Source organism: Actinopolymorpha alba DSM 45243 (genome assembly GCF_000373925.1).
Taxonomy (GTDB): domain Bacteria; phylum Actinomycetota; class Actinomycetes; order Propionibacteriales; family Actinopolymorphaceae; genus Actinopolymorpha; species Actinopolymorpha alba.
In genome coordinates this window covers 144979-165967 of the sequence record NZ_KB892757.1, presented here as the reverse complement: position 1 = coordinate 165967, position 20989 = coordinate 144979, and the positions used below count along the sequence as shown (strand labels likewise).

20 protein-coding genes and 1 pseudogene are annotated in these 20989 nt (G+C 69.0%); 10 read left to right on the top strand and 11 right to left on the bottom strand.

Annotated features, from left to right (window positions below):
* Positions 1–91: 91 nt before the first annotated feature.
* Both B141_RS0118340 and B141_RS0118335 read left to right on the top strand, forming a co-directional pair.
* Entirely contained in the window at positions 92–802 is a 711-nt protein-coding gene (locus tag B141_RS0118340) for a class I SAM-dependent methyltransferase (RefSeq protein WP_020576644.1), read from the top strand.
* A gap of 261 nt (positions 803–1063) precedes the next feature.
* On the top strand, positions 1064–2002 hold the full coding sequence (locus tag B141_RS0118335) for an aldo/keto reductase (RefSeq protein WP_020576643.1): 939 nt from the start codon (positions 1064–1066) through the stop codon (positions 2000–2002).
* 138 nt (positions 2003–2140) lie between these two features.
* On the opposite strand, the gene B141_RS0118330 is transcribed toward B141_RS0118335, so the two are convergent.
* Complete coding sequence (locus B141_RS0118330) at positions 2141–2782, bottom strand: MmyB family transcriptional regulator (RefSeq protein ID WP_020576642.1); 642 nt, start codon at positions 2780–2782, stop codon at positions 2141–2143.
* 52 nt (positions 2783–2834) lie between these two features.
* Between B141_RS0118330 and B141_RS0118325 the strand changes: the two genes are divergently transcribed.
* From B141_RS0118325 to B141_RS0118305, 5 genes are all read left to right on the top strand, one after another.
* Positions 2835–3776: an SDR family oxidoreductase gene (locus B141_RS0118325; protein WP_020576641.1), complete on the top strand. Its 942-nt coding sequence runs from the start codon at positions 2835–2837 to the stop codon at positions 3774–3776.
* 41 nt (positions 3777–3817) lie between these two features.
* The gene (locus B141_RS50765) at positions 3818–4165 is read left to right on the top strand and encodes a hypothetical protein (protein ID WP_202805825.1); all 348 of its coding nucleotides are present in this window, start codon (positions 3818–3820) and stop codon (positions 4163–4165) included.
* A gap of 133 nt (positions 4166–4298) precedes the next feature.
* The gene (locus B141_RS0118315; protein WP_020576639.1) at positions 4299–4565 is read left to right on the top strand and encodes an alpha/beta hydrolase family protein; all 267 of its coding nucleotides are present in this window, start codon (positions 4299–4301) and stop codon (positions 4563–4565) included.
* A gap of 117 nt (positions 4566–4682) precedes the next feature.
* Entirely contained in the window at positions 4683–5555 is an 873-nt protein-coding gene (locus B141_RS0118310; protein WP_020576638.1) for an NAD(P)H-binding protein, read from the top strand.
* A 75-nt stretch (positions 5556–5630) separates the two neighbouring features.
* Positions 5631–7586, top strand: coding sequence for an ABC transporter ATP-binding protein (locus B141_RS0118305; RefSeq protein WP_020576637.1), 1956 nt, complete (start codon positions 5631–5633; stop codon positions 7584–7586).
* Here B141_RS0118305 and B141_RS0118300 read toward each other — a convergent pair.
* Positions 7574–8269, bottom strand: a complete 696-nt coding sequence (locus B141_RS0118300; protein ID WP_020576636.1) for a Clp protease N-terminal domain-containing protein — start codon at positions 8267–8269, stop codon at positions 7574–7576. The two genes, B141_RS0118305 and B141_RS0118300, sit on opposite strands and share 13 nt — an antisense overlap.
* 104 nt (positions 8270–8373) lie before the next feature.
* Here B141_RS0118300 and B141_RS0118295 point away from each other — a divergent pair, with 104 nt between their 5' ends.
* Positions 8374–9168 (top strand): glycerophosphodiester phosphodiesterase family protein, encoded by a 795-nt coding sequence (locus tag B141_RS0118295; protein ID WP_020576635.1) that lies wholly within the window; start codon positions 8374–8376, stop codon positions 9166–9168.
* Between the two features lie 7 nt (positions 9169–9175).
* On the top strand, positions 9176–10558 hold the full coding sequence (locus B141_RS0118290) for an MFS transporter (protein ID WP_020576634.1): 1383 nt from the start codon (positions 9176–9178) through the stop codon (positions 10556–10558).
* A gap of 661 nt (positions 10559–11219) precedes the next feature.
* Here the strand turns inward: B141_RS0118290 and B141_RS41390 are convergent.
* The 3 genes from B141_RS41390 to B141_RS41385 form a co-directional block, all read right to left on the bottom strand.
* Positions 11220–12203, bottom strand: a complete 984-nt coding sequence (locus B141_RS41390; protein WP_020576633.1) for an Acg family FMN-binding oxidoreductase — start codon at positions 12201–12203, stop codon at positions 11220–11222.
* A 121-nt stretch (positions 12204–12324) separates the two neighbouring features.
* A complete protein-coding gene (gene acsA / locus B141_RS0118280) occupies positions 12325–14169 on the bottom strand; it encodes an acetate--CoA ligase (RefSeq protein ID WP_020576632.1) in 1845 nt (614 codons plus the stop codon).
* Between the two features lie 14 nt (positions 14170–14183).
* Complete coding sequence (locus tag B141_RS41385) at positions 14184–14789, bottom strand: Rv1733c family protein (RefSeq protein WP_157181098.1); 606 nt, start codon at positions 14787–14789, stop codon at positions 14184–14186.
* A gap of 224 nt (positions 14790–15013) precedes the next feature.
* Between B141_RS41385 and B141_RS0118270 the strand changes: the two genes are divergently transcribed.
* The gene (locus B141_RS0118270) at positions 15014–15955 is read left to right on the top strand and encodes a universal stress protein (protein WP_020576630.1); all 942 of its coding nucleotides are present in this window, start codon (positions 15014–15016) and stop codon (positions 15953–15955) included.
* Here B141_RS0118270 and B141_RS49395 read toward each other — a convergent pair.
* The 6 genes and pseudogenes from B141_RS49395 to B141_RS47565 all read right to left on the bottom strand — a co-directional run.
* A complete protein-coding gene (locus B141_RS49395; RefSeq protein WP_020576629.1) occupies positions 15911–17089 on the bottom strand; it encodes a baeRF10 domain-containing protein in 1179 nt (392 codons plus the stop codon). The two genes, B141_RS0118270 and B141_RS49395, sit on opposite strands and share 45 nt — an antisense overlap.
* A gap of 44 nt (positions 17090–17133) precedes the next feature.
* On the bottom strand, positions 17134–18027 hold the full coding sequence (locus B141_RS0118260; RefSeq protein WP_020576628.1) for a class I fructose-bisphosphate aldolase: 894 nt from the start codon (positions 18025–18027) through the stop codon (positions 17134–17136).
* Between the two features lie 151 nt (positions 18028–18178).
* Positions 18179–18931, bottom strand: a complete 753-nt coding sequence (locus B141_RS0118255; RefSeq protein WP_020576627.1) for a DUF4389 domain-containing protein — start codon at positions 18929–18931, stop codon at positions 18179–18181.
* 334 nt (positions 18932–19265) lie between these two features.
* Positions 19266–19535: a DUF1876 domain-containing protein gene (locus B141_RS0118250; protein WP_026257338.1), complete on the bottom strand. Its 270-nt coding sequence runs from the start codon at positions 19533–19535 to the stop codon at positions 19266–19268.
* 262 nt (positions 19536–19797) lie between these two features.
* The gene (locus tag B141_RS0118245; protein WP_020576625.1) at positions 19798–20295 is read right to left on the bottom strand and encodes a cyclic nucleotide-binding domain-containing protein; all 498 of its coding nucleotides are present in this window, start codon (positions 20293–20295) and stop codon (positions 19798–19800) included.
* Between the two features lie 107 nt (positions 20296–20402).
* A pseudogene (locus B141_RS47565) lies at positions 20403–20690 on the bottom strand (Hsp20/alpha crystallin family protein); the annotation flags it as partial.
* Positions 20691–20989 lie beyond the last annotated feature (299 nt).

Below are 20989 nucleotides of genomic sequence, written 5' to 3'. Positions count from 1 at the left end.
CCGGCCCGCCGCTGCCCACGTGCTGACATTGTTGGCCGGCGATGCGGACGCCTGACGTCTCGAGTGCTCGCCCGGGCGGCACAATGCGGGGGTGGCGGAATACCTCGACGGCCTCGGCGCCGACCCCTCGCTCGAGGAGTTGGTACGGTCGCAGACCCGCCTCGCCCCCGTGCCCGGCGTACCCGAGATCCGGCTCCATCTCGCCGCCGACGTGATGAGTCTGTGGGAACGAACCGAGCAGGCGGAATGGACCGGGCTGCCTGCCGCGAGTACCGAAGCTCCGCCGCCGTACTGGGCGTTCGCGTGGGCAGGTGGTCAGGCGCTCGCGCGCTACCTCATCGACCATCCGGAGGTCGTCGCCGGGCGGCGGGTCCTCGACCTCGCCGCCGGCTCGGGGCTGGTCGCCATCGCGGCGGCCAAGGCCGGCGCGGCAACGGTCATCGCGAACGACATCGAGCCTCTGGCCAGCGCGGCGGCCGGTCTCAACGCCCGGGCGAACGCGGTCGAGTTGACGTTCAATCTGAGGGACCTGCTCGACGACGACCAGGTCGACGCCGAGGTCCATGCCCAGGTCATCCTCGCCGGCGACATCTTCTACGAACGCCGGACCGCCGATCGGGTGCTGCCGTTCCTCCTCCGGGCGCGGTCGCACGGTGCGGCCGTCCTCATCGGCGACCCGGGGCGCGCCTATCTGCCCCACCGCCACCTCGAACGCCTCGAGAGCTACGAGATGCCGGTGGCGGGAGCACTCGAAGACGCCGAAACAAAGCTGACGAGCGTGTGGCGCCTGCGCTCGGATTGAACCTTGAGTAGATGACCAGTTTCGGGTTGAGAGCGGAATTGCGAATGCCGCCCTGGTTGATCTGGTAGGGAGTGGAGACTCCTTGACGTCCAAACCCGCCAACCTCACGCGGCAACAAAGTCTCCACGATCTGACATGGGCCGCTGGATTGGCCTGGTTTCCGGACGTACGAGCGGCCGGTTCATACGCCGGGGATCACCCTAGGCTGCGTCGTGGATCACGTGGACGCGGCTCACGTGCGTGTTGCTCGGAGGTGGACGGGTGAGGACAAGGGCGTTCGGCACGACAGGGTTCGCGGTCAGTGAGATCGGCCTCGGCGCCTGGCAGCTTGGCTGTGCGGGGTGGAACGGCCCACGGGACGAGGCTGCCCATCGCGTTGTCGACGAGGCGTTGGCCCTGGGCTGCACGTTCATCGACACCGCACCGCCGTACGCCGACGGCCGCAGTGAGGAACTCCTCGGCGAGGTCCTCGAAGGGCGCCGGGACCAGGTCGTTCTCTGCACGAAGTTCGGGCACACACCCGAAGGGACCACCGACTACAGCGCCGACCGGATCGAGGCGTCCGTCGAGGGGAGCCTGCGTCGCCTGCGCACCGACCACCTCGACATCCTGTTGATCCACAGCCCGCCGCGTGACCTCATGAACGGCACGGCTCCCCACTACCGCGTTCTCGAACGCCTCAAGGACGCGGGCGTCATCCGCGCATACGGCGTCTCGCTCCGCGAGGGCAGCTGCGACGAACTCCGCGAGGTGCTCGATACGACCGGGAGCGAGGCGGTCGAGGTGCGGTTCAACCCCCTGTGCCAGGAGCCGGCTCCCGCGATCGCCGAGGCTGGCGAGAAGGGCGTCGGGATCATCGTCAACGTGCCGCTGGAGTCTGGCTGGCTCTCCGGGCGTTACCGCGCGGACAGCACCTTCGATCCGGTCCGCAGCCGCTGGACCCGTGCGGAGATCGCGCGGCGGGCCGCGCTCGTCGAGGAGTTCGAGCAGGCACTTCCGGCGGGGACCAGCACCGTGCACGGCGCCCTGCGCTTCATCCTGGCTCAGCCGGGGGTGGCCACCGTGATCCCGGGTGCGAAGTCGGTCGAGCAGGTCCGCGACAACGTCGCCGGCGCGGACCGCTCCCTGCCCGCCGAGTCGGTCGACGCCATCCGTGCCTTCTGGGAGACACGGCTGCGCGACGACCCCCTGCCCTGGTGACCAGATGACCGCCACGTAAGTTCGATCGGCTGCCTGCCCTCCGCAAGAAGGCAATCCCTTGAGCCGATTCGTCCGACCGCGCACAGCATCACATGTCAGTAGATGAACCGTTCAGGAGCGCCAGTCCGATCGCGGGTGTCAGCGGAGTGTCTGCGCTCCGAGGACGGACAACAGCCGCAGCTTCTCGTGGCTCTCGCTGCCGGGAAGGGCGGTGTAGACGAGCAGCCGGTGCGACTGGTCCGGGTCGAGGAGGGATTGGCAGGTCAGCTCCAGTGCGCCGATCTCGGGATGCACGAAGCGCTTGACGTCCTTCGGGCGGATGCCGACCTCGTGGTCGTCCCACACCTGCCGAAACTCCTCGCTCCGGGCCAGCAGGAGACGGGCGAACTCCGCCGCGCGGGAGTCCGGGCCCCGCAGTGTGACGATCTGCCGCAGGCCCGCGGCGAACATGCGCGTGAGGAACGGATGGTCCTCGGGAGCGTAGAGCCGCCGGGTGGCGGGGTCGGTGAACCAGCGGTAGCCGATGCTGCGGGCCGGGCCGCTGTAGCTGGTCGTGTCGCCGGTGAGCGCGACGCCGAGCGCGGTCTGCCGCAGGGTCTCGCCGAGCTCGGTGACAATCTCGGCGGGAGTGTCGTCGAGACGGTCGAGGATGCGTAGCAGGCCGGGGCTGATGTGCTCGCTGGTCACGCCCCGTGTCGGTGCGTTGTGCCCGGCGAGCCGGAACAGGTGGTCGCGTTCGTCGAGCGAGAGGTGCAGCCCTTGCGCGATGGAGGCGATCATCCGCTCGGACGGCTGGGGTCCGCGGCAACCACAACATGACGGAGCAGAACCAATGCCACGTACACCAATCGACATCACCGTCCCCGACCTGTCCGGAAAGCGCGCCGTCGTCACCGGGGCGAGCGACGGAATGGGCCTGGGGATGGCCGCGCGGCTGGCCGCGGCCGGCGCGGAGGTGATCATGCCCGTTCGTAACCCGCGCAAGGGCGAGGCCGCGATCACCACGATCAGGCGGGCCGCGGGCGCGAACGTCTCGCTGCGTAGCCTCGACCTGTCCTCGCTCGACTCCGTCGCGGCGCTGGGCGACACCCTGCGCGAGGAGGGCCGCCCAATCCACCTCCTGATCAACAACGCCGGCGTCATGAGGCCGCCGAACCGGCAGACCACGGCCGACGGGTTCGAGCTGCAGTTCGGCACCAACCACCTGGGCCACTTCGCCCTCGTCGGCCGGCTTCTCCCGCTCCTGCGCGACGGTCACGCCCGCGTCACCTCGCAGATCAGCGTCGCGGCCCGTCGCGGCACCATCAACTGGGACGACCTGAACTGGGAACGCTCGTACGACGGCATGCGCGCCTACATCCAGTCCAAGATCGCGTTCGGGCTGTTCGGCCTGGAGCTGGACCGCCGCAGCAAGGCCCACGGGTGGGGCGTCACCAGCAACCTCTCCCACCCCGGGGTGGCCCCCACCAGCCTCCTGGCCGCCCGCCCCGAGCTCGGCCGCAGCCAGGACACCTCCCAGATCCGCCTGATCCGGGCTATGTCTGCTCGCGGCATCCTGATGGGCACCGTCGAGACCGCCAAGCTGCCCGCCCTCCTGGCCGCGACCGACCCCAGCGCCAAGCCCGGCGCCCTCTACGGCCCCAGCGGCCCCGGGAACCTCGGCGGCCCTCCCGCCGAACAGCGGCTGTACCCGCCGCTGCGCAGCAGCGAGGAGGCCCAGCGCGTCTGGCGAGTCTCCGAGGAGCTGACGAAGACCGCCTTCCCGACCGCCTGACATTCCCGCCCCGAGAACCGCGGAGCCACCGGAGCAGCCACATGAGTTCTGTCACCCATCCGACCGCCAAGCGACGAAGCCCCTGGTGGGTGGTCGTCGGCGGTGGTACGGCCAACGCCGTCGGCCCTCAGATGTACCTGGCCACCATCGGCCCGTTCGTCCTGCCGATCGTCGAGGAGACCGGATTCAGTCGCACGACCGTCACCGGCGCCTACTCGGTCGCCGCGGTCGGGATGGCGATCGGCCTGGTCATCGTCGCGCAGCTCGTCGACGGATACGCCGCGCGCTACATCCTCGTGCCGGGTGGCCGCATCGCAGGTGCTGAGCGACATCGCCGAGAGCAGCGACACCCACGTCTCATCAGGCAGGCCACGCGCCCAGGTCCATGACTGATCGACTCAAGCCGTTAGGCCACCGGACGATTACGGGTCCAGGGACCACAGTCTCGCCCCGTCTGCCCAGGTCAGGGCGTATGGAGATCCCCTGACCTGGGCAGACGGTCAGCACTTCCAAGGAGACATCGTGATCGAGCACGTTGAGTGGCCGACGGGCGGGCGGGACGGTCGACCGTTCTCGCTCAGTTCGGCCAAGCCCGGGCGGGTCATCCTCGCCGGACGCATCGGCAACACGGGCTCCTACGAGTCCGGCATGCAGCTCTGGAAACTGGCGCCCAACCCAGTCGATCTCATGGTGATCGACGGCGCCGGCCACTACGAGATGTACGACGAGCCCGAGTACGTCGACGCCGCCGTCGATCGGCTCGTCGACTTCTACTCGGACAACCTGTAAGTCGGCGGCGCCCAGGCCAGCCGGCGCTGTTGACCTAAACCAAGGTTGAGGTCCTAGCGTCCTCTCCAGGTCGCCGGACCGTCGGCGAGCTCGTGAAGTCCCAGAGAGGAACGCCGAATGACAGAGCAGGACCTGATCCTGGTGACCGGAGCGACTGGAACCGTCGGCCGGCAGGTCGTCTCCCAGCTGCTCGACGCCGGCGCCCGGGTGCGCGCGCTGGCACGCCACCCCGAGTCGGCCGACCTGCCCAGCGAAGTCGAGGTCGTCCGCGGCGACCTGTCCGCGCCCGACACCCTGGAACCGGCCCTGGACGGGGTCACCTCGGTGTTCCTGGTCTGGCCGTTCCTCACCGCCGACCTCGTACCGGCGGTCCTGAGCGTGGTCGGCCGGCACGCCCGCCGGATCGTCTACCTGTCGTCGCTGGGCGTCCGCGACGACACGGACCAGCAGAGCGATCCGATCAACCAGTTCCATGCCGACGTGGAGCGCGCGATCGAGCGGTCCGGGATGGCGTGGACCTTCCTGCGTCCCAGCAGCTTCGCGAGCAACATCCTCGGCTGGGCTGACCAGATCCGTGCTGGCGGCGTAGTCCGCGACCCGTTCGGCGGGGCTCGACCGCTGATTCATGAGCGGGACATCGCCGCCGCCGCCGTACGCGTTCTCACCAGCGACGGTCATGCGGGCGCGAAGCTCCCGTTGACCGGACCCTGGGCACTGACCGGCGCTGAGCAGGTCCAGGCCATCGCCGAGGCCATCGGTCGGCCGCTGCGTTACGAACAGATCCCGCCGGAGGTCGCGCGGGAGCAGATGCTCGCGGCGGGTTATCCAGCTCCGTTGGTCGACGCCCTCGTCGTGGGCGCCCAAACTGCCGCGCCCGCGCCGCAACAGATCACCAGTGTGGTGGAGGAACTCACCGGGAAGCCTGCCCGTACGCTCCAGGAGTGGGCGCTCGACCACGCCGATGACTTTCGGGCGCCACCGCAGTCCTAACCGGGAGGGCGCCGCTACCGGGCGCCCTCCCTTTGATGTCACCGAGTAGCCCAGCACTGAAAGGACCCAGTCCGGATGGACATGGAGACGACCGCGTGGATGTCGCTCTACCACGCGATGAACGCCGAGGAGGACCGCCGTCCCTTCTCCCGGGCAACCCTGCGCCGGATCGGGTCGTTCGCCACACCGCACCGCCCTCTCCTGATCACGTTCCTCATCCTCAGCGTCGCCAGCGCGGTCCTGGCAGTGGCGACACCGGTGCTCGCGGGACGGGTCGTCAACGCGATCGTCACCCGTGCGGAGCTACGGATCGTCGTCAGTCTCGCGTTGATCATCGCGGTCATCGCGGTGGCCGAGACCGGGATCGGGATCGTCTCGCGCTGGCTTTCGGCCCGGATCGGTGAAGGGCTGATCCTCGACCTGCGCACCACGGTGTTCGACCACGTCCAACGCATGCCGATCGCGTTCTTCACGCGTACCCGCACCGGCGCGCTCGTGAGCCGCCTCAACAACGACGTCATCGGCGCCCAGCGGGCGTTCAGCGACACGCTGTCCGGGGTTGTCAGCAACCTCGTCGCACTGGCCCTGACGCTCGTGGTGATGGTCAGTCTGTCCTGGCAGGTCACCGTGCTCGCACTGGTGCTGCTCCCGATCTTCGTGGTGCCCGCGCGCCGGATGGGCAACCGGCTGGCCCGGATGGAGCGGGAGGCCGCCAACCACAACGCGACGATGAGTACGCAGATGACGGAGCGGTTCTCAGCTCCCGGAGCCACGCTGGTCAAGCTGTTCGGCCGGCCGGCGCACGAGTCCTCCGAGTTCGAGCTGCGGGCGCGGCGGGTCCGCGACATCGGTGTGCGCGCCGCGATGGTGCAGTGGGTGTTCATCTCCGCGCTGACCCTGGTGTCGGCGCTGGCACTGGCCCTCGTCTACGGCCTCGGCGGCTTCTACACCCTGCGTGGCCAACTCGACGCGGGTGACGTGGTTGCCCTCGCCCTGCTGCTGACCCGGCTCTACGCGCCGCTGACCGCACTCGCCAGCGCCCGGGTGGAAGTGATGAGCGCGCTGGTCAGCTTCGAGCGGGTCTTCGAGGTCCTCGACCTCGCTCCCCTGATCCAGGAGAAGCCCAACCCGGTCACCGTGCCGGACGGTCCGGTCTCGGTGGAGTTCGACGACGTTCACTTCAGCTACCCCTCCGCCGACAAGGTTTCCCTGGCCTCACTGGAGGAGGTCGCCAAGCTGGACCGGCGCGGAGGCGTGGAGGTGCTGCACGGTGTTTCGTTCCGCGCCGAGCCGGGCCAGATGGTGGCGCTGGTGGGTTCCTCCGGTGCCGGGAAGTCGACGATCGCCCAGCTCATCCCGCGGTTGTACGACGTGGACTCAGGAGCGGTACGCCTGTCAGGCGTCGACGTTCGCGACCTTTCCTTCGACGCGATCCGCGACACTCTCGGGATGGTGACCCAGGACGGGCACCTTTTCCACGAGACGATCCGCGCGAACCTCGCCCTGGCCCGACCTGACGCCACCGAGGACGAGGTGTGGGCGGCCCTGCGGCGTGCTCGCCTCGACGACCTCGTGGCCTCGCTTCCGGATGGGCTCGACACGGTGGTGGGCGAGCGCGGGTACCGGCTTTCGGGTGGCGAGCGGCAGCGGCTGACGATCGCCCGGTTGCTGCTGGCCCGTCCCCGCGTGGTCATCCTCGACGAGGCGACCGCACATCTGGACTCCACGTCGGAGGCGGCGGTCCAGGCGGCGCTCGGCGAGGCGCTCGCCGGTCGGACCGCGGTGGTGATCGCACACCGGCTGTCGACGGTGCGGGCGGCCGACCTGATCCTCGTCATCGAGGACGGCCAGGTGATCGAGCGCGGCACCCACGTGGAGCTCCTCGCCGCCGGAGGTCGCTACGAGCAGCTGTACCGCACGCAGTTCGACCAGGACGAGCCCGCCGGGTTGGGGGTGGGCCCGGATGGGCGAAGCCCGAGCGGGGCCGGAACAACACCGTTGGGGGTGTCGGTCGGCGGTCAGGACCGGTAGCCCGACAGGGCCTCGATCACCTTCGCCTGCGCCGTGTCCTGACCGAGGCCGAGCTGGGCGAGCACCCGCGCCGCGATGCCGGCCGAATCCTGGTAGAGCGCGAGCAGGATGTGTTCGGTACCGACGTAGTCGTGGCCGAGCTCGAGAGCCACGATGACCGCACCCTCAAGTGCGGCGTTCGCACGGGGGGTGCGTGGCAACGCGCCCTCGGGGGTCTCGGCCCGCTTCGGCGTTAGCGCCAGGACGGCCGTCGCGACGTCGTCCGAGGTGGCCCCGACCGACAGCAGGACCTTCGTGGCGATGCTCTCGGGCTCGGCATAGAACCCAAGGAGCAGGTGCTCGGTGCCGACGTAGGCGTGCCCGAACCCTCGGGCCGCCTCGGTCGCGGCCGCCAGAGTGTTGCGTGCGCGGTCGGTGAAGCGTTCGAACTCCCCTACCGGCACCCCGCTGGTCGCGAACCGCTTGTGGACCGCTTGCTTGGTGACGCCGAGAACGTTGCTGATCTCGGTCCATGACCGGCCGGTGCCGCGGGCCCGGTCGACGTAGTGCCCGAGCAGCGCGTCGCCGGTCTCGCTGAGATCGGCGACCATCGCGCGGGCGGTGGCGAGTTGGTCGAGGACATCGTTGGAGGAGTCGCGCCGGACGATGTCGATGAGGTCCTGAAGGCTGGGTGGCGGCGTCATGCAGTCAACCCTAGGTTGACCGCACGGGTGCGTCAACCCCAGGTTGATGGGATCCTGATCATGAATCACCGGACAGCCCGCCACTGACCCGGCATACTTCCGGCGTGCCCGCGACGTCACGCAAGCGCCACTACCCGTTCCTCGACCACCCGGGGCCGATTCCGTTCGCCCACCGAGGTGGCGCCCGCTACGGGCCCAACCTCGGCATCGAGAACTCCATGGCCGCGTTCGCCAACGCCATCGAGCTCGGCTACCGCTACCTCGAGACCGACGTCCACGCCACGGCCGATGGCGTCCTGGTGGCCTTCCATGACGACGACCTCGACCGCGTCACCGACCGGACCGGCACGATCGCCGAGCTGCCGTACGCCGAGGTCGCCAGGGCGAGGATCGGCGGCCGCGAACCCATCCCGACCCTCGAGGAGATCCTCGGCACCTGGCCGGACATTCGCATCAATATCGACGTGAAGGAGGACAACGCGGTCCGGCCACTCGCCGAGGCGGTCGTGAGGACCGACGCGCATGACCGGATCTGCGTGTCGTCGTTCGCCGGTCACCGCGTCCAGGCGGTCCATCGCCTCCTCGGTCCGCGGGTCGCGACCGGTCTGGCACCACTCGGCGTCGCGCTGCTCAAGCTCGGACTCCCCCGCTTCCTCACCAACCTGCTCGCGAACGACGCGCCCTGCGTACAGGTGCCACTCGGCTACAAGGGGATCCGCCTGATCACGCCGAAGTTCGTCGAACGCGCCCAGAACCTTGGTAAGCAGGTACACGTCTGGACCATCGACGACCCGGCCCAGATGAACGCCCTCCTCGACCTCGGCGTCGACGGCATCATCACCGACCGGATCGACATCCTGAGGGGGGAGCTGGCCGCACGGGGCCAATGGGCGGAATGATCCTCCCATGACAGCAGCGACGACGGCGTCGTATCCGGACGCGGCCGAACGCCAACGCGAGCAACGGGCGTGGTACTTCTACGACTGGGCCAACTCCGCCTATGTCACGACCGTCCTCACGGTGCTGTTCAGCCCCTACCTCGCCTCGGTCGCCGAAACCGCGGCCTGCGGGGCCCCGGGCACTCCCGGGCACCCGTGCACGACGAATCTCCGCATCCTCGGGATCCCCGTCTCCCCCGGCTCGCTGCCGCTGTACGTCATCACGGCCACCACGCTCCTGTCGGCCATCCTGCTCCCGGTCATTGGAGCGCTCGCGGACCGTTCCCGCCGCAAGAAGGACCTTCTCGGCGGATTCGCCTGGGTCGGTGCGGCCGCCGCCACGTCGATGGTGTTCGTCGCCGGCAGCAACTGGCAGCTCGGCGTCCTGCTCCTCTTCGTCGGCAACCTCTGCCTCGCGTCGTCGATCGTCGTGTACGACGCGATCCTGTGCGACATCGCCACACCCGACGAACGCGACCGCGTGTCCTCGCGCGGCTGGGCGCTCGGATATCTCGGTGGCGGGCTACTGCTGGCGCTCAACCTGGGCCTGGTCCAGACCCACGAGCTGCTTGGCCTGTCGACGACCGCCGCCGTCCGCATCAGCCTGCTGTCCGCCGGTTTGTGGTGGGGTGGGTTCACCCTGATCCCCTACCTCCGGCTGCGGAGCCGGCCGCCGCTCGCGGTCGTACCCGAGCACGGGAACGCCGTACGCCAGAACCTCGGGCAGCTGTTCACGACGCTGCGCGAGGCGCGTGCCTACCCGATGACGCTGCTGTTCCTGATCGCGTACCTCTTCTTCAACGACGGCGTCCAGACGGTCATCTACGCGTCGTCGATCTACAGCGCGCGCGAGCTTGGTCTCGGTCAGAACATCCTCATCGCGACGATCCTGCTCGTGCAGTTCGTGGCCTTTGGGGGCGCGTTGTGGTTCGGGCGGCTGGCCGGAAGGTTCGGCAGCCGGCGAACGATCCTCGGGGCGCTGTGGGTGTGGATCGCGATCGTGGTGGCGGCCTACTTCCTCCCCGAGCGGACGGCGCTGCCGATCCTCATCCTCGGCATCTTCATCGGCATCGTGTTGGGCGGCACCCAGGCGCTGTCGCGCTCGCTCTACAGCCAGTTCATCCCGAAAGGTCGGGAAGCGGAGTACTTCAGCCTCTATCAGGCGTGTGAGCGCGGCACGAGCTGGCTTGGAACCCTCGTGTTCGGGCTCGTCCACCAGCTCACCAACTCCTACCGGCCGGCGATCGTCGCCCTGCTGTTCTTCTTCGTGGTCGGCTTCGTGCTGCTCCTGCGGGTGGACCCGCGCCGGGCTGTCCGTGAGGCCGGAAACGAGCTACCCACCACCATCTGAAGCCGCCGGTTAGGCCGCGGTTAGGCCCGGGTTGTCAGACCTGGAGGAGTGGGGCCGGCCAAGGGATTTGGTCGGTCTGGACTTGGGGACTTGTTGGAGGATTGTCGGCTCCTTTGCCGACGTTCCTCCAACAAAGTGACGACGACCTCGGCGAGCGTCTCACCCAGTGAGCGATCCCGAGCTCGATCATGTGAGACGGCGGCGGCGTCACGGAGCAATTCCCGCCAGGCCGCAGAATTCAGCGTGCTTCGTGGGGAGATACCGCGTGGGGTGGCGGCTGTCTCGAATGGCGTACACCCGGCTGTATCGGATAGTGAGAAATCAGGCTCCGGTCTCACATTGTGTACACCCTTTGGTGGACCTCACGCGGCAAGTTTCCACCTAACTAGGCGAATTTGCCTTGCCTGGTAGGGAAATGTCCTGCCTGGCACCCCAGAAGGTGTACACAATGTGAGACACACCTGCGGCGCCGTCTCGACCTGGCGCAGATGCGGCGCTTTCCTCGCCGAGACGCCGCCACCAAGCCGCCTCCCGCTCCCTTCACGATGCCGCAAGCTGCCGGAGCAAAGGAGCCTTGAATAAGCTTCCATGATCAACTGTCAGAAACCGCCCACGATCCGTACGCGGCAGACCTGGGGTTGATCACGTGGTGCAGTGCCGGTCAGGGGCGCAGTAGATCGGCCACGGGGCGGCGCGGAGTTGGGAGTGGCCAGCCGCCGATCGGCCGCCCGAGCCGGAGGATGAGCTGCGGGAACCCCACCAGCGCCAGCGTTTCCCGGACCCGGGGCCGCAGATCCGGCAGCTCCAGCGGCTGGTTGAGGTACGACGCCGCCAGACCGTGGGCGGTCGCGGTGAGCAGGACCCGCATCAGCGCCTGTCCTGCCCGCAGCCAGTCGACCGGGCGGTCGCCGTCGGTGGTGAGCACAGCGATGGTCGGCTCCATCTCCTGCTCCACCGACGCCGGGGAGAACCTCGGCCGCCCGCCGGCGAAGTCCCGCTGCTGGAACTCCTCCCGGCCGCTCTCACCACTCGGACCAAGCGCCTCCTCGGGAATGCCCGAGCCGTACCGCACGGTGCGCCCACCCACCCACCGCGCGAGCTCCTCCTGGATCCGCGGATCGGCCTGTTCGCGGCGTTCGGCCAGCGCCACGAGGTGGGCGAGTTCCGTCCGCTGCGCCGGGTCCGTGACCCAGGTCAGCGTCGCGGTCTCCTCCGTGGCCTCGGCCGTCAACTCCTCGCGCACCTTGGCCGGCACCTGCGGATCGAACCGGTCACGGATCGTTCGGCGCAGGGGCACCTGCTGCATCAGCCGCGCCTCTTCCATCGCCGGCAGGTGCTCGGGGCCAAGGGTCACCGAGGCGGCGAGCTCGCCACGTTCGGGCCCGGGTAGCAGGGCCGTGGTGGGTGTCGCGCCGAGGAGGGAGATGCCCAGGCGGATGGTGAAGACCGCCGCGCCCACGCCGATCAGCATCTGCCGCCCGGCAGGATCGAGGACGGGCACGTCGCGAGAATGATCGAGGTAGATCTCGACGGCGTTCGACTTGATACGGAACGCCCACGGCTGGGCGTTGTGGAGGGACGGTGCCATTCGCGCCTTGTCCACCAAGTCCTCCGCGTGCTTGCGAAGGTCGAGGCACACGAACATGGCAACAGACTCTGCCCGGTCCGGTTGATCGTCCAGTGCCGAAGGTCCCGTGTGCGGTGGGGGTGGGCCCGGACGGGCGAAGCCCGAGCGGGGCCGGAACCACACAGCGCGGAGCCCGCCGTCAGCCGCGCGGCTGTGGGATGAAGAGGTCGCCGTCGGGCTGGCCGAGTTCGCGGGCCTTCAGGAGTCGGCGCAGGACCTTCCCGCTCCGGGTGCGTGGCAGCTGGGCCTCGAAGGCCATCTCCTTCGGTGCCAGCGCGCCGAGCGCACGCCGCCCGAACGCCAGGATGTCGAGGCGGAGGTCGTCGCTGGGTTCGCATCCGGGTCGGAGGGTCACGAACGCCTTGACGATCTCGCCCGCCACCCGGTCCGGCTTCCCGATCACGCACGCTTCGGCGACCGCGGGGTGGCTCATCAGCACGCTCTCGACCTCGAACGGCCCGATCAGCTGTCCCGCGGACTTGATCACGTCGTCGGTGCGCCCGAGGAACCAGTAGTAGCCGTCGTTGTCGCGCCGGGCGACGTCGCCGGTGAGATACCAACCGTCAGCGAAGCAGGCGTCGTACCGCTGTGTGGTTCCGGCCCCACCCGGGCTTCGCCCGGCCGGGCCCACCCCCACCTCCGCGTCTCCGACATAGGAGCGGAACATCGACGGCCATCCCTGGCGGAGCGCGATCTCACCAACCGCCTCGGGGCTGCGGATCTCGTGGACCTCACCGTCGATTACCAGCGCCCGGCCGTCCTCACCGCGTTCGAGCAAGGCCACCTTGACGCCGGGCACCGGCCGGCCCATGGATCCAGGTCGCACGTCCATGCTGGCGAAGTTGCTGATCATGATGGCGCCCGTCTCGGTCTGCCACCACGTGTCGTGCACCGGACGTCCGAACGCCTCCTGCCCCCACAACACCACCTCGGCGTTGAGGGGTTCGCCCACACTGGCGATGAACCGCAGCGCCGACAGGTCGTAGGCCCGCGCCCGGTCGACGCCGTACCGCATCAGCATCCTGAGCGCCGTCGGCGTGGTGTAGAAGACGTTCACCCGCTGCTCCTGCAGCAGTTCGTACCACCCGTGGACGTCGAAGTCGGCCGCGTCCACCACCAGCGTCGCGCCGTGCGTGAGGGGCGCGATGATGCCGTACGACGTTCCGGTCACCCAACCCGGATCCGCCGTACACCAGAAGACGTCGCTCTCGTGCAGATCCAGCGCGTACGCCGCGGTCGCGTGGTGCGCCACGACCGCCTCGTGGACGTGCAGCGCACCCTTCGGGCGGCCGGTCGCTCCGCTGGTGAAATGCAGCAGCGCGGGCGTGCGCGGATCGGTCGGCGGGATCTCGAACGTCTCGTCCGCCCGCGCCAGCGCCGCGTGCAGGTCGATGGTGTCGCCCGCGGCGGTGCGGTTGCCGACCAGAAGGACGTGCGCGAGACCGGGAACGCGGTCGCGGATCGGCGCGACTTCGCGTTTGTAGAGCTCCGGAGTGGTCACGAGCACCCGGGCGTCCCCGAGGAGCAGCCGCTGGCGGATGGGTTCCGGACCCAAACCAGGGAAGAGCGGCGCGAACACACTGGTGTGCTTGAGCGTGCCGAGCGCCGTGACGTACAGCTCGGGAACCCTTCCCAGTAAGGAGAAGACGCTCTCCCCCGGCGCCAGCCCGAGATCGCGGAGCAGGTTGGCGAACCGGCTGGTCGACGACCGCAGCTGCCCGTAGGTGAGTTCACTGATCCGGCCCTGGCGGTCGCGACACACCACCGCGACCTTCCCGGCGCGTGGTCCCTCCGCATGCCGATCGACCGCCTCGTGGGCGATGTTGAGCCCGCGCTCGTCCGGCAGGCCCGCGAGCCACCCGCGGGCGGAGTCCCAGGTGAAGTCCCGGCGTACCCGTTCGTACTCGCCCAGGTTGGGTTGTACGCGGGCGGCACCGGGCGGCGCGACCTTGCCGCGGCCCACACGTACGGCGTCCAGGGGCATCCATCACCTCCGGCTCAGTGGTACTTCCTGGTCCACCGTGGCGCGACCCGCGCCCACTCTTCCTCCCAGGCCGCGAGCCGGCGCCGGTCGATCAGCCACCGCAGGAGGAGGTAAACCAGGGTGACGCCGAGTTCCATCGCCATCAGGGTCGTCACGCCGGTCGCGACCGCCCGGTCCGAGACCTGGGCGGGACGCAGCGGCGGCCGGGTCACCTGGCCGGAGGCGTTCATCCACACCCGCACCGACGAGCCCTGCGGCGTCCCGGCACGCACCGGCACGTCTCCGACGCGCCACGTCCCGGCGGGCGTCTCCCAACGCGCACGGGCCAGGGAGGTCATGACGTTGGGCGTGTCGGACACGGCAGAGTTCGGTGCGGTCTGGAGCAACCGTGCCTGACCCCAGTGGCCGGAGGCCATCTGCACCGCCGCGTTCTGGATGCCGGTGTCGTACGCCGTCCTGCCGACGGACACTGCCAGCGGAACGGCCACCAGCGCGGCGACCACGACCCCCACGATCAGCAGCCCCTCCACCCGGTCCCACACCCGACACATCGGGTTACGGCTCCATCCCAGCCGTCGAGCCACGAGGAGTGCCAAGCGCCGGACCCGGCGTCGAATCATGGGCGACCTCCCCCGGTGCGCACCTTCCAGGGTCGTCAGCGCCGGGTTGACGGGCCAAGGGCCCTTGGTCAGCAGTCCCCGCGCCGACCGGCCTCGGCAGCCGGGTCTTGCCGCTCTCCCAGGCAGGTTCACTGCGATGGTGTGCTGAGAGCGACCGTCGCGGGGATTCCGGTCGCAGATGTACGCAGGGGTACGCAGACAGGGTCACAGGGAGGAACTCCCACATGCCGCGTACTTTCGCCAGGCCTGCCCTGGTCGTGGGCGTGGACGGCTCCGAGAACTCTCTTCGTGCCCTGGACTGGGCCGTCGAGGAGGCCGCCCGGCGTGATTCGCCGGTCAGGATGGTCTATGCGTTCGAGCTGGCCGGACGCCGTACGCTGGCCCGGCCGCAGTCGAACATGGCGGAGATGTACGCCGAGGGCACGGAGGTCTTCGCGGCGGCGCGGGCCCATCTCGGCGATCGCCGCGGCGCGAGCTTCGTCGTCGGCACGGCTCTCCACGAGGGCCGGCCGAGCCAGGTTCTGATCGACCTCACCACCAGGGCGCAGATGTGTGTGGTCGGCCGTCGAGGGAGGAGTCGTCTTGCGAGCTTCGTGTTGGGTTCGACATCGATGGCCCTCGCTGTCCGCCTGCGCATACCGCTCGTCGTGGTTCCACCGGAGTGGCGGCCAGACGATGGAGGTACGAGTCCGGTGCTCGTCGGCCTGGACCCGCGGTCCCACAGCGAGGCGGCGCTGGCGTTCGCGTTCGACGCCGCGGGCGTGCGCGCGGCGCCGCTGGTAGTCGTCAGCGCGTGGGACCTGCCCAGCCCCGACGCCTTCGGCCCGGACGCTGCGGAGGGCGCGATCAGTCGCCGGCAGGTGGAGTTCTGCCGCATGCTCGCCGCGACGCTCACGCCGTGGCGGGAGAAGTATCCCAAGGTCGACGTCAGCACGGTCTGCGAACGTGCCCACCCGGTCTCGGCGCTCACCGAGCGCAGTGCCGGAGCGTCCCTGCTCGTCCTGGGCGGGCATGGCGACCCGACCCCGCTCCGTGGTGCGATCGCCCGTGGCGTCCTGCGCCGGGCCAGCTGTCCGGTGGCTCTCGTCCGCGAACCGTCGGCACCGGCGTACGACGAGCTGTCAGGTCACTTCCTCGGCCCCCTGCCGGACGAGGCGCCGGCGTAGCATCGCGCCGATCCACGTACCGTCCAGGGATTCCCCCGCGATGAACTCCACCTGCCCGCGCTGCAGCATCACCCGGGCCAGCATCTCGTCCACGATGTCGGGCACCAACCTGGCCTGCTTCCCGCACCGTGGGCACGGAAGGCCCGCCCCCACCTCCGTCTCGTCGACGACGAGCTGCCCGCAGGCGTCACACACGTACCCGGGTACGACGTTGTCGCCGCTGACGACCAGGAGCTCCGCATCGGACTGGCTCACCGCCTCCGCGCACCGCTCGAGGCCGCTGACCGCCCGGCCACCGGCCTCACGGTCGGCGAGCTCGGCCCGCAGCCGCCGCTCGCGTTCCTCGCTGGCCTGTCCCCGGGCCTGCTCGCAGCGCTCGCGAAGCTCACCGGAGGTCATCGTGTGCGGGTCGACCACGAACGTCCCCGCCACCCGCTGCCGCAGCCAGTCCGGCAACAGCCCGATGAACTCCACGATGCTGACCTCGTGCCCGCCGACCACGAACTCGCGGTCGTTGTCGCGGAGCAGCGCGTCGAGGGTCGAGGCTGTCGAGCGGTAGTGCCGGCGGGCGAGTTCCGCCGCGCGCTGGCGTACGCGGTACTCCTCCAGCCCGGCCCAGCCCGCGTGGGACGGGTCCCGCAGACCCTTACCGACCAGGCGGCTGACCGGCTCGATGCTGTCCCCGTCGATCCGGAACACCCAGGCGTTGCGACGGTCGACCACCACCGCGTGGTACGGCCGGCATTCGCGCACGGCCGCGAGGAGCGGACGAAGGTACGGGCGTGGACCAACCACCACGCGGTCGGGAACGCTCCGGCAGACGGGCAGGTTCTCGTGCACCCGCAGCATCCCCGAGTGCAGGATCGCCACCCCGTGCCCGAGCCAGTCACGGACGTGCTCGGTGACCGCCTCCCGTACGGCGCGCTTGGCCTCCTCCACCGCCAGGCGCACCGCGTGCCGGGAGCGTTCCGGCACGCCTGGCGGCGGCTCGATCGAGGCGAGCAGGCCGTCCAGGCGTACGGACAACTCACGCAGCCCGGCGGCCTCGGTCGGAACCGTGAAGTAGACGGACACCAGCGCGCCGTCAGAGTCGTGGTAACGCAGCAGCCGCTCAACCTGCTTGACGTCGATCATCCTGATCCCTCGATGCCTTCCGAACCGTCCGAACCGTCGACGCCCTAGGCCCCGGGGTACTTCGCGAGGATTTCCTTCAGCTGGTCGACGAATGCCAGCGACTCGTCGTAGGAGCGCTGCCACACGTTGCGGCCGAAGATCAGGCCGAGCGCGCCGGCCTCCATCGCCATCCGGGCCTTGTCGAGCATGGCCGCGTCGCCGGCCTTCTCCCCACCGGAGATGAGGACGTAGGTGCGGTTGGCCGAACGTACGACCGACTCGATCGCCTGCTGCGGGGCGATGGAGCCGAGGTACTCCGACCGCACCCCGGCCTGCATCTCCGGCCGGGGAAAGTTGACCTTGACGATGTCAGCGCCCAGCTCGCTGGCCACTCGCGCCGCGTAGTCGACCGCGTAGAAGGAGTCCTTGCCACCTTTGGCGTCGATGGCGGCGCCACGCGGGTAGGCCCACACGATCAGCGGCAAACCGAACTCATGCGCCTCGACGCGGACCTGATGGAGTTGCTCGAAGTCGCGTTCCTGTGCGGGCGAACCGACGTACAACGTGTAGCCCACCGCGTCCGCGCCCAGGCGTACCGCGTCGGCGACGCTCGCGTTCAGGGGCGACACGGGCTCCGCATCCGACGGGATCTCCGTCTTGCCGTTCAGCTTCAGCACCAGCGGGACCTCGCCGGCGTAGTCCCAGTAGAACTTCTCGGCAAGTCCGACCTGCAGCGCGATGCCGTTGAAGCCGCCCTTCACGGCAAGCTTCACGATATAGGCGGGATCGCTGGCGAGGGGGTTCGCGGTGAAGTCGCGCGGTCCGTGTTCGAGGCCCTGGTCATACGGCAGGAAGATGGCCGTTCCGTTACGGACGCCGTGCTCGAACAGGATGCGGTGCAACCGCGCCTTCTTTCCGGTGTTGAGCCCGAGGGTGCGCAGCTGAGGTCGGGTGGTCATCGCGATGGCCTCCGCTTAGGAAACGATGGTGGCTCGGAGCACGAACGTCACGTGCTCGCCGTGCCCCCCAACATTTCGAACCCGGGCGAATCCGGACAGAGGAAAAGGTCCGCTCTGGAGCCTGACTGGCGGGGACGTTCGACCCTTGGTCTCAGCCCGATGGCTCCTTGATGGGCTCGGCGCGCGGGCTCACCGGCGGGTCGGCGCCGCCCTGGTCGAGCCGGAACGGCGGATACTCGTCCCGGAAGAGCAGGGTGTACGCCGTGACCCGGTAGATCCAGCGCCACATCCCCATCACGAAGTCGAAGATCGACGAGGGATACCTGCCGCGGAACAGCAGGGCGATCGCGGCGAAGAGCACCAGCAGGCCGATCAGGCCGAAGTTCACCGTCCACGGCCGGCCCCATTGGGCCCACCAGAGTTCGTGGCCGTCCCACTCACCCCACTCCTGCCAGCGGCCGTAGACCATGCCGCTGGTGAAGATGGAGATGACCAGGTAGTGCGGGATCGCGAGGAGCCACCACTTCACGAAGATGAGTCCGCGTGACAGGCGTTCGGGATAGTCGATCCACAGGTCGGCCGGGTAGTTCGGATCCGACTGCAGCTTGAACGGCGGATACCTGTCGGTGCCGAGCACGAACGCGTAGAAGTACACCCGCCAGGTCCACCGCAGGATCCCCTCGTTGAAGAGGAAGAGCGACCGGGGATAGCGAGCAGTGAACAGAATGGCGAACCACGCGATGATCGTCAGGATCGCGAAGACGAACCACAGCACCCACAGCACGATGTAGTGCGGGATGGCCAGGATCCACTTGATGATCCACAGTCCTCGGCTGAGCCCCGGGTCGAGACGCCCCTCCAGCCGCAGGGGGTACGACGCGTTCGTCGGCGGGTAAGTGTTCATCGCACCGATCCCTCCCTTCGGCTGCTCATCGCAGTGCGGTCAAGAGGGCCTACCTCAGTGCCATCCGACCTCCGTCGGGTGTGGGCCCCGGGGACCCGCCAGGGACCTTTGCCTTGGTTGGGCGGCGAACCTCAGCGCCCCACCCGGCCTGGACCTCATTGGTTGGCCGGCGGAAGGGTCGAAGGCAGGGCGAACGCCTCAAGCCGATCCGGGAACGGCTGCGGCCAACATTTGATCAACGGTGACCGATTCGGACATGGCCCCCGGGTGATGTCCGAATCGGCGACCGCTGATCAACTTCCCGGGCTTCCCTTCCCGGGCTTCCTGGATGCTGTCAGGCTTCCAGGTGTGCGGGTTGGCGGGTGACGCCCTCGATGTCTTCGGCCGCCGCGTGCAGGAGACGGTGCGACAACTCCGACAGGGCCCGCGCCACGGCCAACTCGTCGCCGATCTCTGGCACATTCATGTCGCGAGGGTTCCTCCGGGCCGTGCCCGTACCCACCAGTTGGGTGTTGTCCCCCATGACGAGTCTTGCCTCCGCCCGCGTCTTGCTCTCGTCCTCGTCGATGAAGATGTGAACGTCCCAGCGCTTCGCGGTTGTCATCTTGGTCGCCCCCTCGTGCGTGATGGGCCAGACCGGCGGGAGATCAGACAAGACCGGACCGGAAAGGCCCGAAAACAAACGACAAGGGAAACCCGGATCAGCGTCTTCATGGTCTTCCAGATTTCTCTGAATTTCCATGTGCGCTGAAGGAAGGGCTTCCCTCGCCGTCTCCTATTCGACTGCTCCGCGGGCGGGCCCGGCAGGGCCTTTGGTCAGGACGAGCCGGTCCGCACGTCATGAGCCGACCCGGCCATCCGCCAGGTCAGGCGGGTGACCTTGTACCCGCGGACACGTCGAGCAGGCGCAACCGGGTCGCTTGGAGGCGTGCCGTGGCCACCTCGGAGAAGCGGCGGTACATCGTTCGGCCGAACTCCGGGTTCTCCTCCGCCATCGTCCTGATCGGCGCCGCGACCACCTCCACGGCGTTCGTGTCCAGCGCGGCCACCGCCCCGAACCGCCACTCGTGCGGCGCGAGCAACCATGACCAGCCGAGTACGTCCCCAGGACCAAGGGTTTCGACCAGCAGCGTGCCGCGGCCGGGTACGTGGAGGTCGAGTAGCACCTGCCCGTCCCACAGGAGCCAGAACCGGTCCGCGTCGCCACCTTCGACGAAGATCTGGTCGCCCTTTGTCAAGGTCACCTTGCGTGCGTGCCCGGCCAGCCGGGCGACGTGGTCCTTGGGCATGCCAGCGAGGAACGGATGGGCCGCGAGCTCGTCCGTGCTCGCTCGCGTCACGTCGTCAGGTCCGGACCCACTCACGGGAATGTCCTTTCGCCGTACGGAAAAGAAAACAGGTGCGGCCTCGAAACCTGAGGCCGCACCTGCCGCACCGACCGCCCCCCGATGGTCGGTGCTGGTCCCCCGCATCAACCGCCGGTCCGCTGCACCGGGATCTGGCGCGCCTCCGCGCGCTTCTCGGTGAGGGGCACCGTCACCTCGAGGATTCCGGCGTCGTACCGCGCATTCACGTTGGACTCGTCGGCACCCTCCGGGAGGGCCACCCTGCGGGTGAAGGTTCCGTAGCGGAACTCCGTACGCCCGCGCTCCCGGCGTTCTTCCTTGCGATCGGCCTGGATCACCAGCATGCCGTTGTCGACCTCGACCGAGATGTCGCTGTCAGGGTCCATTCCGGGAAGCTCGGCGCGAACGACGTACTTCTCCCTCTTCCAGGAACTCCTCGACCCTGATACCGCGGAAGCCGGCGGCGGTAGGCATGGCGAAAATCTCGGGAAGGCTCTCCGCCCACTCGAAAATCTCGGGCAGCGCCCGCGTCAGTTCACCGCGCCGCGTCCGAGCCGCCATTTGTCGTCACCACCTTCCTCGCTTCGGGTACGAGCCCATCACGGGCGCCGTGGAGGCAGTCAGAGGCCACCGGCCCGGGAAAGTACGGTCTTTCGCCATTCCCAGGGGTCGGTCGCATTCGGCCACCTCTCGCCGGACCCGCACCGGAGAA

Coding starts and splice junctions, on each gene's coding strand:
- B141_RS0118330 (WP_020576642.1), bottom strand. CDS start 2,782: ATGATCGCCTCCATCGCGCAAGGGCTGCACCTCTCGCTCGACGAACGC.
- B141_RS0118325 (WP_020576641.1), top strand. CDS start 2,835: ATGCCACGTACACCAATCGACATCACCGTCCCCGACCTGTCCGGAAAG.
- B141_RS50765 (WP_202805825.1), top strand. CDS start 3,818: ATGAGTTCTGTCACCCATCCGACCGCCAAGCGACGAAGCCCCTGGTGG.
- B141_RS0118310 (WP_020576638.1), top strand. CDS start 4,683: ATGACAGAGCAGGACCTGATCCTGGTGACCGGAGCGACTGGAACCGTC.
- B141_RS0118305 (WP_020576637.1), top strand. CDS start 5,631: ATGGACATGGAGACGACCGCGTGGATGTCGCTCTACCACGCGATGAAC.
- B141_RS0118300 (WP_020576636.1), bottom strand. CDS start 8,269: ATGACGCCGCCACCCAGCCTTCAGGACCTCATCGACATCGTCCGGCGC.
- B141_RS0118290 (WP_020576634.1), top strand. CDS start 9,176: ATGACAGCAGCGACGACGGCGTCGTATCCGGACGCGGCCGAACGCCAA.
- B141_RS41390 (WP_020576633.1), bottom strand. CDS start 12,203: ATGTTCGTGTGCCTCGACCTTCGCAAGCACGCGGAGGACTTGGTGGAC.
- acsA (WP_020576632.1), bottom strand. CDS start 14,169: ATGCCCCTGGACGCCGTACGTGTGGGCCGCGGCAAGGTCGCGCCGCCC.
- B141_RS41385 (WP_157181098.1), bottom strand. CDS start 14,789: ATGATTCGACGCCGGGTCCGGCGCTTGGCACTCCTCGTGGCTCGACGG.
- B141_RS0118270 (WP_020576630.1), top strand. CDS start 15,014: ATGCCGCGTACTTTCGCCAGGCCTGCCCTGGTCGTGGGCGTGGACGGC.
- B141_RS49395 (WP_020576629.1), bottom strand. CDS start 17,089: ATGATCGACGTCAAGCAGGTTGAGCGGCTGCTGCGTTACCACGACTCT.
- B141_RS0118260 (WP_020576628.1), bottom strand. CDS start 18,027: ATGACCACCCGACCTCAGCTGCGCACCCTCGGGCTCAACACCGGAAAG.
- B141_RS0118255 (WP_020576627.1), bottom strand. CDS start 18,931: ATGAACACTTACCCGCCGACGAACGCGTCGTACCCCCTGCGGCTGGAG.
- B141_RS0118250 (WP_026257338.1), bottom strand. CDS start 19,535: ATGACAACCGCGAAGCGCTGGGACGTTCACATCTTCATCGACGAGGAC.